Origin of the sequence: Vasconcelosia minhoensis LEGE 07310 (assembly GCF_015207255.1) — a bacterium.
GTDB classification, from domain to species: Bacteria; Cyanobacteriota; Cyanobacteriia; order Phormidesmidales; family Phormidesmidaceae; genus Vasconcelosia; species Vasconcelosia minhoensis.
The window spans coordinates 1-12151 of sequence record NZ_JADEXG010000099.1 but is presented as its reverse complement, the minus strand read 5'-3'; the positions used below and the strand labels follow the sequence as shown (position 1 = coordinate 12151).

The 12151-nt window shown below is 53.6% G+C and carries 10 protein-coding genes and 3 pseudogenes; 11 read left to right on the top strand and 2 right to left on the bottom strand.

Annotation, left to right across the window (positions count from 1 at the left end):
- Positions 1 to 232 (bottom strand): annotated as a pseudogene (locus tag IQ241_RS23975) (hypothetical protein); the annotation flags it as partial.
- A 606-nt stretch (positions 233 to 838) separates the two neighbouring features.
- Here IQ241_RS23975 and IQ241_RS23970 point away from each other — a divergent pair.
- Together IQ241_RS23970 and IQ241_RS23965 are read left to right on the top strand one after the other, a co-directional pair.
- The gene (locus IQ241_RS23970) at positions 839 to 1309 is read left to right on the top strand and encodes a CAAD domain-containing protein (RefSeq protein WP_193912124.1); all 471 of its coding nucleotides are present in this window, start codon (positions 839 to 841) and stop codon (positions 1307 to 1309) included.
- Between the two features lie 147 nt (positions 1310 to 1456).
- The gene (locus IQ241_RS23965) at positions 1457 to 2779 is read left to right on the top strand and encodes a hypothetical protein (RefSeq protein WP_193912122.1); all 1323 of its coding nucleotides are present in this window, start codon (positions 1457 to 1459) and stop codon (positions 2777 to 2779) included.
- A 123-nt stretch (positions 2780 to 2902) separates the two neighbouring features.
- Here IQ241_RS23965 and moaA read toward each other — a convergent pair whose 3' ends face one another.
- Complete coding sequence (gene moaA, locus IQ241_RS23960; RefSeq protein ID WP_193912120.1) at positions 2903 to 3883, bottom strand: GTP 3',8-cyclase MoaA; 981 nt, start codon at positions 3881 to 3883, stop codon at positions 2903 to 2905.
- 43 nt (positions 3884 to 3926) lie between these two features.
- Between moaA and cbiD the strand changes: the two genes are divergently transcribed.
- The 9 genes and pseudogenes from cbiD to IQ241_RS23915 form a co-directional block, all read left to right on the top strand.
- Positions 3927 to 5063 carry a cobalt-precorrin-5B (C(1))-methyltransferase CbiD gene (gene cbiD, locus IQ241_RS23955; RefSeq protein WP_193912118.1) on the top strand — a complete coding sequence of 379 codons (1137 nt, stop codon included), beginning with the start codon at positions 3927 to 3929 and terminating at the stop codon, positions 5061 to 5063.
- 251 nt (positions 5064 to 5314) lie between these two features.
- A complete protein-coding gene (guaA, locus tag IQ241_RS23950; protein WP_193912126.1) occupies positions 5315 to 6862 on the top strand; it encodes a glutamine-hydrolyzing GMP synthase in 1548 nt (515 codons plus the stop codon).
- Positions 6863 to 7472: 610 nt separating this feature from the next.
- Positions 7473 to 8093: a class I SAM-dependent methyltransferase gene (locus tag IQ241_RS23945; RefSeq protein ID WP_193912116.1), complete on the top strand. Its 621-nt coding sequence runs from the start codon at positions 7473 to 7475 to the stop codon at positions 8091 to 8093.
- A 27-nt stretch (positions 8094 to 8120) separates the two neighbouring features.
- Positions 8121 to 8498 carry a transposase gene (locus IQ241_RS23940; RefSeq protein WP_322743781.1) on the top strand — a complete coding sequence of 126 codons (378 nt, stop codon included), beginning with the start codon at positions 8121 to 8123 and terminating at the stop codon, positions 8496 to 8498.
- A 44-nt stretch (positions 8499 to 8542) separates the two neighbouring features.
- Positions 8543 to 8821: a transposase gene (locus IQ241_RS23935; protein ID WP_193912112.1), complete on the top strand. Its 279-nt coding sequence runs from the start codon at positions 8543 to 8545 to the stop codon at positions 8819 to 8821.
- A 202-nt stretch (positions 8822 to 9023) separates the two neighbouring features.
- Positions 9024 to 9284: a type II toxin-antitoxin system RelB/DinJ family antitoxin gene (locus tag IQ241_RS23930; protein WP_193912110.1), complete on the top strand. Its 261-nt coding sequence runs from the start codon at positions 9024 to 9026 to the stop codon at positions 9282 to 9284.
- A gap of 44 nt (positions 9285 to 9328) precedes the next feature.
- Positions 9329 to 9553: pseudogene (locus IQ241_RS23925) on the top strand (type II toxin-antitoxin system RelE/ParE family toxin); the annotation flags it as partial.
- Between the two features lie 133 nt (positions 9554 to 9686).
- Entirely contained in the window at positions 9687 to 11885 is a 2199-nt protein-coding gene (locus IQ241_RS23920) for a DUF1156 domain-containing protein (RefSeq protein WP_193912108.1), read from the top strand.
- 100 nt (positions 11886 to 11985) lie between these two features.
- A pseudogene (locus IQ241_RS23915) lies at positions 11986 to 12151 on the top strand (transposase); the annotation flags it as partial.

Genomic DNA, 12151 nt, shown 5'->3' with positions numbered 1-12151 from the left:
CCCCCACCCGGATCACGTGCCCCCGCCGGTTGATATAAACGCAAACCGGCTGGTCGATCGCCGCACTCACCGCCCCCAGCCGCTGGGCAAACTCGGGCGTGGTCAGGCAGTCGATCGGCAGGCGCTGGTGGTATAGTCGCTGGAGCTGTTTGAGCTGACTGGGTTTAAGTCCTCTTAGCTCGCCGTAGAGAGTCTCGATAGATAACCGGGCTGAACGCGATGGTTTTCCCATTCTAGTCAGTCCGTCGGCAGGGGATGGGCGCGATCGCAATTGTTTTCATTTCTGCTCTGTAATTTCGGGAAAAGGTTTCTGGTGGCCCAGTCCGGTCCGATGTTGTAAAGCAGACTATCCCGTTTTGTCAGAGTTTTGTGACAAAACGGGATAGTCTGTACTGAAGGGGCTAGTATGCTCCCTAAATCGTTATTTTGACCGCACAGTTCCCAGCCCAGTTATTGGTTAACGCATTATGGTGTCTTCATCTCGGCGCAGGCGATCCGGCTCAACCCGGTTTGTGCAATATCCGTCACCGCGACGCTCTACCCCTGTGCAAAAGCCCGATCCGATAATCGCTATCGATGGCCGCCGCTTGCTTAACCTGATCCATTCTTTGGAGAGCCTTTCAGGGGAATAGATGCTGTCAGCCGATTGCCTTACCTCACGAATAGCCTAGCTATGGTCTCTAAGAGAGCGATCACCTTAAGATAGACGCGCTAATATGAATAGCTACAATATCTTGCATTTAGAGCAGACCTGCTCTAGGGTCTAGTCAGTTTCTGAACGGATTATTGAATTGATTAAGATAGTCCATCCTACCTAGTTGCTTTTTATGAATTAATTATGAGCGCTGAATTTGAAGAAGAATTCACTCCTGCTGACAGCGTCGCGGCTGAAACCGCAACGACTGAAGCAGGGACCTCCCCCACCAAAACAACCCAGGCCTTTGAAGATAAAACCTTCGAAAACTCGACATCGGATACGATGGCTCAGGCCAGCCGCATCTTTGACCAGGTGGTCTCTCGATTTGGAGAGCTGGACAAGTATCTGTCAGAATTTGTCGGCGAGTACAGGCGACCCCTGATCGCGCTCGGCTTGGTTTTTGGGCTGTTTGTGGCAATTAAGCTCACCCTGGCAATTCTAGATGCGATCAACGATGTGCCGGTTTTAGCTCCGCTGTTTGAGCTCATCGGGCTGACGTTTACCGGCTGGTTTGTTCTTCGCTATCTGCTTAAAGCTTCCAACCGGCGTGAGCTGATCAGCGAAATGAACGCGCTGAAGGATCAGGTTCTGGGTAGAGGCCCCCAGGTCTAGTACCGGTTAGCCCTTCCTATACAAAAAACGACTCGTCAGCGGGTCGCTTTTTGCATGGGAAAACCGAACCCTTTACCTAACCCACGTCATCCTATCTATCAATTTATACTGGTACAGAACGGACCCCGTATCAGTTGAGGAAGGTCCATGACCTTGAATCATTCAGTCATGCAGGCGGTAGAAGCGCTAGACTACCGCGTCACCGTAGGCGATGTCGCCGCCCAGGCCGGGATAGAGCTGCCCATAGCGCAACAGGGACTGCTGGCACTGGCAGCCGATACCCAGGCCCATATGCAGGTCTCTGAAGCAGGCGAGATTGCCTATGAGTTTCCTCGAAACTTTCGCGGCATTTTGCGCAATAAGCACTGGCAGATTCAGCTGCAAGAAACCTGGGAAAAGGTCTGGCAGGTTCTGTTTTATCTGATCCGCCTGTCGTTTGGCGTGATGCTGCTGCTGTCGATTGTGCTGATTTTTCTGACAATTATGATTATCGTCGTGGCCGCTAGCAGCGCCCAGCAAAACCAGCGCGATAATCGGGGCCGAGGCGGCTCCTTTGGCGGCGGCATGGTGTTTATACCCCGCATCTGGTTTGGGCCAAATATTTTCTGGTGGCTCGACTTTGACTACGGTCGGCGGCGGCGGCAGCAGCGGCAGCAGCGGCTGAATCAGGGAGAGAAGCTGAACTTCTTTGAGGCAATTTTCTCGTTCCTCTTTGGTGACGGTGACCCCAATGCTGATCTGGAAGAACGGCGCTGGAGCGCGATCGCGACCACCATCCGCAACAACGGCGGCACGACGACGGCGGAGCAAGTTGCGCCCTACCTAGACGATGTCGGCGAGGGCTGGACCCAGGAGTCGGAAGACTATATGCTTCCGACACTGACCCGCTTCAACGGTCAGCCCGAAGTTAGTCCGCAAGGCGACCTCATCTACTATTTTCCAGAGCTGCAAGTGACGGCAGCCCGCCAAGAGCGGCGCTCCGTCGGGGCTTACCTGAAGGAGCTGCCCCATAAGTTCACGGCGGCAACCTCTAGCCAGGTGATGCTGTCGATTGGATTGGGTGCGGCCAACCTGATTGGCGCGATCGTGCTCGGTAGCCTGCTACAGGATCAGGTCCTGGTGGCTGAGCTGGGTGGCCTGGTGGCGTTCGTCAACTCGATCTACTGGCTGCTGCTGGCCTACGGGGTTGCCTTTCTGGCCGTGCCCCTGGTCCGCTATTTCTGGGTGCAGCGTCAGAATCGCAGAATTGAGAGCCGCAATCAGCAGCGCCAGGACCGCGCCGCTGCGCTCAACCAGGCGGGAGAAGCTTTTCAAAGAAAGCTGGCCTACGCTCAGCAGTTCGCCAGCCAGACGGTGATCAGGGCCGAAGACGCGATCTACACGACTGAGACTGACCTGATTGACCAGTCGGCTCAGCAGGCCGAAATCGATGCTGAGTGGCAACGCCGCTTACGCCAGCAGGAGTCATGAGCAGGGCAGAGTTAGGTGTCTTATTAAGTGCCCTTATTCTGGCTTAAATTGACTCTTTGATAGGCTGTCCTGAGTGGCCCCCCTGCCCCCCAATTTTGGGGGGTTCTGAGTTTGGGGCTGTTTCTACCCGCCAATTTGGGACATTGTGCGGCTGTAGGCTCCTGTGACGCCTGCGTCGCGCATTTTGAAGTTGACCTCAGGTTTGGCTGTGACCAGCTCGCCCACCTGAGCCCGAATATTAGCCAGGGGTCGTCCTTCACGGAGCGCTGATCGCAGGTTAATCTGGCCGGTTTCGTTCAGCAGGCAGGGACGCAGCCAGCCGTCCGCCGAAAGCCGCATTCGATTGCAGCGATCGCAAAAGCACTCGGACATCTGGCTGATAAATCCCACGGTTCCCTTCGCCCCCGGCAGCTTAAATACGTCGGCGGGGCCGTTGCCCTGGACGGCAGAAGTAGTCAGTCCCCAGCGATCGCGCAATTGCTGCCGGATGGTTTCCGAATCGACCCAGCCCTTATCGGTAAACAGACTGCTATTGCCAATCGGCATAAATTCGATAAAGCGCACGTGCCATTCCCGCTCCAGGGTCAGGGCCGCCAGATCCATTACCTCATGGTCGTTGACGCCGGGGATGACGACGACGTTTAGCTTGAGCGGCGAAAAGCCCACCCGATGCGCGGCCTGAATTCCAGCCCAGACGGTTTGCCAGCGATCGCGACCGCCGGTCAGCTGCCGAAAGGTCTCCGGGTCGAGCGAGTCCAGGCTGATGTTGATTCGGCGCAGGCCAGCGTCATAGAGGGGCTGAGCCAGGTCAGCCAGGCGAAAGGCGTTGGTAGTCATCGCCAGGTCCTGGGTCTGGGGGAGAGCCGCGATCGCGCCCACCAGCTCCACCACGTCGGGCCGCAGCAGCGGCTCACCGCCGGTCAGGCGAAAGCGATTGAATCCCAATGGAATAAATACTTCCCGCAGCAGCGTCAGAATCTCGTCCTGGCTCAGCCAGTGTTCGCGCAGCACATAGTCCAGGTCAGCCCCCTCTGGCATACAGTAGGCACAGCGGAAGTTGCAGCGGTCGATCAGGCTGATCCGAAGATAGTCAATAGCAGGCATGGGTTGATTAAAATGGGGGTCCGCAGGTGAGCTTCCTTCAATTATGAGCCAAGCGCCCTTGAAATCGCAGACTTCTGCCCAGGCGGGCTACACGCTGCCAGTTTTTGCCTGTGCCAGTGCAGTCGCCGCGCTGCGTCACCTGCTCGATTCCAGTACCCCGATTGAATCGGTTGAAATCGGGCTGATTGAACCCGACTTTGCCGTCAAAATTCCGATTGAGCAGCTAGCCCCACTCCCTGACGGCTCCGTTCTGGCGATTAGCCGCAGCGACCCTGGGGACAATCTGGACCTGACTCGCCATACGCCAGTTTGGGCGATCGTCCGCTGGGCTCCCCCGCAGCAGACCGAAGCGATCAGCCTGGAAGGCGGTGAAGGGATTGGCCACCAGGCTCAGACCGGCGATGCAGCGATCTATGGCTATGCGCGATCGCTGCTGCAAACCAACCTATCCCGACTGCTGCCACCGGGTAAAAAAATCCAGGTTCACATTCTCCTACCCGAGGGCAGGCGTCTAGCGCTGCGCACCAGCAACGCGGCCTTTGGCGTGGTTGAGGGCCTTTCCCTACTGGGCACCAGCGGCATTTCGCAGCCCCTGAGCGCACCGGGGCAGCTGGCCGATTTTCGAGTCGAGCTGCGGGAAAAGGCGCAGAGCTACGACTCGCTAGTCTTCTGCCTGGGGGAGAACGGGCTGGACCTATCGCGCCAGATGGGGATCGCGCCCGAGCGGCAGGTGAAGACTGCCAACTGGTTAGGGCCAATGCTGGTGGAGGCGGGACTGGCAGGGATTCGCGGCATTTTGCTATTTGGCTATCACGGCAAGCTAATCAAGCTGGCCGGCGGCATTTTCCACACCCATCACCACGTCGCGGACGGACGGCAGGAAATTTTAGCGGCCCACTGTGCCAATGCCGGTTTAGAGACGGCGATCGTGCAAAGAATTATGGCCAGTCCCACGGTGGAAGCGGGATTGCAGCTCTTAAGAAAGTTGGATCAGGACGGAGCGGAGCGGGTGGGGCGGGTGTATGGCGCGATCGCCGCCCGAATTGACGAACGTGCGGCGGCCTACATTCAAACCCATACGGAGCGGCCAGTTGCGGTCGGCAGCCTGCTGTTTGACCGGCAGCGGCAGCCGATTGTGCAAAGTGAAACCGGGGCTTCGCTACTGCCCGAGGTTTGCTAATCTAATTAGAATAATTTTAAATTCCATCTTTTTAGAGTTTATCTGATAACCACTTTATGAATTAACGCAGCGCTCGGCTCCAGGCGCTCGTTTTGAACATTTTGTGGTAGCAAAATATCTAAAGGATTGCTCAATTCCCTCGTCCACCCACCCTGACCGTAGGCTCAACCGTGACTCCGCAAACCCAGAACACCGAAAATCTTCAGGCCAATTCGACTCAGACGACCGATCTGCCCGATTTAAACCGCCAGATGCTGGTCATTCTTGACTTTGGCTCCCAGTACTCCGAGTTAATTGCCCGGCGAATTCGCGAAACCCAGGTCTACTCAGAAGTGCTCTCCTACCGCACCTCTATTGAGCAGCTGAAGCAGCTCAACCCAAAAGGGATCATCCTCTCCGGCGGCCCCAATTCGGTCTATGACCAGAAAGCCCCGGCCTGCGACCCGGAAATCTGGAACCTGGGGATTCCAGTCATGGGGGTGTGCTACGGCATGCAGCTGATGGTGCAGCAGCTCGGCGGCGAGGTGGATCGGGCTGAGCGCGGCGAATACGGCAAGGCGTCCCTGCGGATTGACGACCCCACCGACCTGCTGACCAATGTGGAAGACGGCGGCACCATGTGGATGAGCCACGCCGACTCGGTGACGCGACTGCCGGACGGATTCGAGCTGCTGGCCCACACGGAGAATACGCCCTGTGCCGCGATCGCCGATCACGAGCGCAAGTTCTACGGCGTCCAGTTTCATCCAGAGGTCGTCCATTCCGATGACGGCATTGCCCTGATTCGCAATTTTGTTTACCACATCTGCGACTGCGAGCCGACCTGGACAATGGAAACCTTCGTCGAAGAGGCGATTCGCGAAATCCGGGCGAAGGTGGGCAGCCAGCGGGTGCTGCTGGCGCTGTCGGGCGGGGTCGATTCTTCGACGCTGGCGTTTTTGCTGCATCGGGCGATTGGCGACCAGCTCACCTGCATGTTCATCGACCAGGGCTTCATGCGCAAGTATGAGCCGGAGCGACTGCTGGAGATTTTTGACCATCAGTTTCACATTCCGGTGGAGTATATTGATGCGCGCGATCGCTTCCTGGAAAAAATGGTCGGCGTCACTGACCCCGAAGAAAAGCGACGGCGGATCGGCCACGAGTTTATCCGCGTGTTTGAAGAAGGCTCGGCTAACCTGGGGCCGTTTGACTACCTGGCCCAGGGCACACTCTACCCGGACGTGATCGAATCGGCTGATACCAATGTCGATCCGCAAACCGGCGAGCGGGTCGCGGTGAAAATCAAGAGCCATCACAACGTCGGCGGCCTACCCAAAGATCTCCAGTTCAAGCTGGTCGAGCCGCTGCGCAAGCTATTCAAAGACGAAGTCCGCAACGTCGGTCGCTCGGTCGGCCTGCCGGATGAAATCGTCCGCCGCCACCCCTTCCCCGGCCCCGGCCTGGCCATCCGCATCATCGGCGAAGTCACCAAAGAGCGACTCAACATCCTCCGTGACGCCGATTTCGTGGTCCGCGACGAAATCAACAAAAGCGGCCTCTACCACGATTTCTGGCAGGTCTTCGCCGTCCTTCTGCCGGTTCGCAGCGTCGGCGTCATGGGCGACCAGCGCACCTACGCCTACCCCGTCGTGCTCCGCCTGGTCAGCAGCGAAGACGGCATGACCGCCGACTGGTCCCGCGCTCCCTATGACCTGCTAGAAAGCATCTCCAACCGCATCGTCAACGAAGTCGAAGGCGTCAACCGCGTCGTCTACGACATCACCTCCAAGCCACCCGGAACGATTGAGTGGGAATAGGCCGCGTCGATTTGGGTAAATATCACAGGCAAGCGCTCAGAAGGCTTGGCTCGCTAAGTATCGTCGATGTAAGGCAGCTCAATCTGCAAAACTTGGCGATATAGAAATAGCTAAAATGCTTCAGGCAAATAGACTCCCTCACCTAATCCAGCAGGCGAGGCGACTGGGATTGCGTCATAGCTTTGATGCTAGATAACTCCGTATTCGGGGTGTTATCTAGCTCAAATGACCGATAAGCCCCTAATCACCATGATTCACTATCGAGTGTGCTGTATAGCACCCTGACTTCTCAGACTTATCCCGCAAAGTTTCGATATAATTCCAGAAAAGTACGGTGTTATCTAGCAGATTTGCCAGGTAACGTCTGCGGAGGAGGGTATTGTATTATGCAGCAAATCTGCTGTTGAGGTAATAGTTGTGTTCTCAAGTTATCCCTAGAAAGGGCTTTGTTGCACAAGTACGCTGAAAGTCTTATATAGCAAAGGTTTCTCATTAACGAGTATTATTGCAAAACCCTTGATACGCAGGGGTTTCAGGACATTCATGCAACACAGCCCCTAGAAAGTAGTCGTAACAACAAATCAGTGAAAGTCAAAAAGGGGGCAGCAAATTGAAGAATCCGAAAGAATTTTGGGACAAAACTGCGTCTCGTTACGCCAAAAGTCCGGTTCGGGACGAGAAAAGCTATCAAAAAAAACTGGCAATCACGCAGGAGTACTTACAACCTGACTGGTCTGTATTGGAGTTCGGGTGCGGTACTGGCAGCACGGCCATTATCCACGCGCCCCACATCAAGCATATTCTCGCTATCGACATATCGGACAAGATGTTGGATATCGCCGAAGGGAAGGCGCGGGATGCTGGTATCGAAAACATCGACTTTCAACAGGGCACCCTGGATAGCCTGGGGTTGGAAGCGGAAGGCTTTGATGCCGTGCTAGGACTCAACATATTGCATCTCTTGGAGAATGTGGAGGCGGCAATTTCAAGAGTATATAAGTTGCTGAAGCCAGGAGGCATATTTGTATCCAGCACCGTGCTGATTGCTGACTTGAAGTTCCGCTGGCGATTGTTGATTCCGGTTATGCAGCTCTTAGGTTTGGCCCCCTATGTGAATCGCTTCGACAAGCAGGAGCTTGTGTCTATGTTGACCAATGTCGGCTTTAGCATTGACTACGAATGGCAGCCGGCGAAGGAGTCAGTTTTTATTGTTGCTAAGAAGTGCACATGAATCGAAGCAGTTACTAAGTAGTTGAATGTGCTCGCCTTCATGCATCGCCGGGGCCGGTTAGAGAGCTATGTGTCAGAGCAGAGCATCACCAGTGCTGTGGTCATCCTGTGCATTGATACGTTCTTTGCGGTGGTAGACAAGCCGACGGTGATTGTGCTAGACCAAGCCTCGATTCATACCAGTGGTGCGGTACAGGCCAAACTCGACGAGTGGAAGGAGCGCGGTGTCTATCTATTTGAGTTGCCCACTTACTCGCCCGAGCTGAACCTGGCTGAGATCCTATGGCGATTCATGAAGTATGAGTGGATGGAGTTCAGGGCCTATGAAAGTTACCAAAATTTGAGGGAGGAGGTCGAAAGGATGCTGTGCGGCTTTGGTGAGGAATTCGTAATTAATTTTGCATAAGTACTTATCATCCGTCGAGTGGCCCCAACCTTTGGCCTGGGGCGGTGCTCGTAGTCGATAATAGTTCGACGCATAAAGCGACGGAAGAGGTGAATACTGCGCTTGAGGCTGTAGGTGCGCGGCTCATGTTTTTGCCGCCTTATTCGCCGGACTTCTCACCCATAGAACCGTTTTGGTCAAAGGTCAAGAATATCTTGGATACAGTTGGCGTACAGACTTATCAAGCATTAAAAGAAGCGATTAAATCTGCCTATTCTCAAGTCACTTTGAAAGATATTCGTAACTGGTTCACAAAAGACTGCTACTGTACCTCATCCGCATGAGAACCGCTATAGAAAGGAATAATGACGCTCAAATCGAGACGGAGTACTCTAGGCACTAGGTCCTTCTCCAGTACGCAGCTCGCGGGCCAGTCCAGCAGATCCGGTAAAAACGCTAATACGCTTCAACCAGATAGTGATGCAGCACAGCTAGATGTAGCCCACTTGGGCTATAATATGACTATCTATTGAAGGAGTGTGGACGATGGCAAAAGAGGCAACTGTGAGGGCGAGGATCGATCCTGAGCTCAAGGCTGAAGTCGAACATTTGTTTAAAGAGCTAGGCATATCTACGACGGAGGCAATCACGCTGTTTTATCATCAGGTCAAGCTGCGTAATGGCCTCCCATTTGATGTTGTTATACCTAATAAAATGACTGAGAAGGTTTTCAAAGATACCGACGCGGGTGAAAATATTGTCCGCTTCAATGACGCCAGTGAGATGTTCGATCAGCTTGGCATCTGATGCTAAAACCCTCTTATACCAGACAGTTTTAGCGAGATCTTAAAAAGATTATTAAACAAGGCAAGAAGGAAGATAAAATCAAGGCGGTTATGCGAAAACTAGTCAGTGAAGAGCCTCTTGAGTCCCGGTATAGAGATCACAAACTCATCGGCAATTATAAAGATAGGCGCGAATGTCACATTGAGCCAAACTGGCTTCTAATTTATAAAAAGTCAGCTGAGGAAATTATTTTCGAAAGAACCGGAACCCATTCTGATCTGTTCGAGTAGCCCTAGTGAGACAGAACTTTTCTACATCACTAAGCACCATAGAAGAATCGATCAATTACTAGCCATTGAGGATGTTCTGAATGTTTTGACGAGTGCTGATGAACTACTTATTTTTAACTCTTTTACCTAACGTATGTCGATAGAATTCAGTTTTGATATTGCGTTTACGGCTAAGCTGGCTTTGCGTGAAAAGCAAATTCAGCAGAACTATCGACCCATTATCGCCGTTCACAAGTGGTTTGCCCGCCGTCCTGGGACCCTTTTCCGCAGCCTTATCCTGTCTGAATTTGAGGAGCAGCCGGTCGAGCAAACCTACTATAGCTCACACAATTTTGAAGGGCTAACCATTTGCGATCCCTTTATGGGTGGTGGAACGCCCCTCCTCGAAGCCAACCGCCTGGGCTGTAGCGTGATTGGTGCTGATATTAATCCAATGGCTACCTGGATTGTCCAGGAAGAAATTTCTGAGCTTGACCTGTCTGCCTACCTGAAAACTGCCGATCATCTCCTCGCGTATCTTAAAAATGAGATTGGCCTGCTCTACCAAACCCGCTGCCCGATCACAGGCCAGGAGGATGTTGAGGTTAAATACTTTCTTTGGGTCAAAACAGGAATCTGTACGGCTTGCAACCAAAGCTTTGATTTGTTCCCTGGGTATGTTCTGGCCAAAGATGTGCGGCATCCGGCCTATGTTTTAGTTTGCCCGAGCTGTGGCAACCTGAACGAAGTGGCCGATCCGGCTAATCCTGGTTCCTGCACCTGCGGAGCAGCACTCACGATGAAAGGGCCAGTTCAGCGCAGCCAGTGTGTCTGTCCTCACTGTGGCCACGTCAATAAGGCCCCTTTTCACGGGAATGGGTCACCTTCGCACCGCCTTTTTGCGATCGAGTACTATAGCCCCGATTTGAAAGGGCGATCGGGCCGACTCTTCAAAAAGCCCGATGCCGATGACATAGCTCGGGTGGATAAGGCCCAATATCTTTGGTCGAACTTATTCCCGTCCTACGTGCCCGAAGACGATATTCCTCAGGGAGATGAAACCAATCGATTACATCGCTGGGGTTACCAACAGTTTAAAGAACTTTTCAACCCACGGCAGTTGTTAGCACTCGAAACGGCAGCAGGCTTCATCGCCCAAATTAAAGATCATCGCTTGCGCCGCGCCTTTGCGACTAACTTCTCTGACCTATTGCGGTATCAAAATATGCTGTGTCGCTATGACACTATGGCGCTTAAATCTTTGGATATTTTCTCAATCCATGGCTTTCCAGTGGGCTATATTCAGGTCGAATCCAATTTTCTTGGCATTAGAAAAGGCAACGGTCTCCCAGTAGGATCTGGCGGCTGGATCAATATCATTGAGAAATACGCCAAAGCGAAACAATATTGCACAGCGCCTTTTGAAGTCGCATTTGAAGGCAGGAAAAAACACACTGTAAAAATTGATGGAGAATGGATTGGGGAGCAGAGCCCAAAGGGTGCCAAACCCTATTCTCGAACCGTAGACCTGCGCTGTCATTCGGAAACCACCCTCGAACTCCCAGATCACAGCTTGGATGCCGTCTTCACCGATCCGCCTTACTATGGCATGGTTCAGTATGGGGAGCTGATGCACTTTTGCTACGTATGGCTGCGGAAACTGATGGGAGCTGATTTTCCAGGGCTTGACCAGGAAACGACTCGTCACCGCGATGAACTTACCGGTAATGACACTGCCGCACGAGGCATCAACCACTTTGCTGAAGGGCTAGCTCAAGTTTATGCCCGTATGGCTGCCGCGCTTAAACCAGGGGCTCCCCTGGTGTTTACCTACCACCACAACCAGCAGGATGCCTATCTTGCCGTTGCGATGGCCATTCTTGATGCGGGCTTAACCTGTTCTGCGTCTCTGCCCTGCCCCGCGGAAATGGGAGGCTCCATTCATATTCACGGAACCGGATCGTCCATTGTTGATACGGTTTTTGTCTGTCGTCACCGCGGCACCACCCTGCGCACCGGGCTTTTTAAGAACGGGGCTCAGCTCGCCCAAATCATCAGTCACGAGTTGACAGAGCTGCGTACAGCAGGCATGAATCCGACCGCTGGAGACATTCGCTGTATCGCCTTTGGGAACATCACCCGAATGGCCATTTGGAACCTGCGATCCGGCTGGGTTGCCAGTCAACCCACGAGCCAGAAGCTTGAGAGAATTCGGTCAGCGATGGATGCGATCGCCACTGTGAATGAAGTCGCGATCGCTCTGGAGCGTCTGAACCCTGCTCAGCCGGTCATTAACTTCGGTTTATTTGCTGTCCCGGACGCTAGGGAGCGACTTGATGCCGTTGCGTTTTGAGGTTGACTGGCTTTGTTGCACAAATCGTTCGATAGGCAGTTGTGATGAGCAAGAATGAATCGATACGGTTGAGATAATAGTCGAAGTAAGGGAGAGCATGAAAAGCCGCTACCGCATCTGCAACTGGTCAGAGTATCATGCCGCCTTGGAGGCCCGAGGGAGCCTGACCGTTTGGATAGATGAAGGGGTGCTGAGCGCCTGGAAGAACAAGCAAAAGACTGGCAAGCGAGGCGCGTCGAATACCTACAGTGACCTAGCGATAGAGA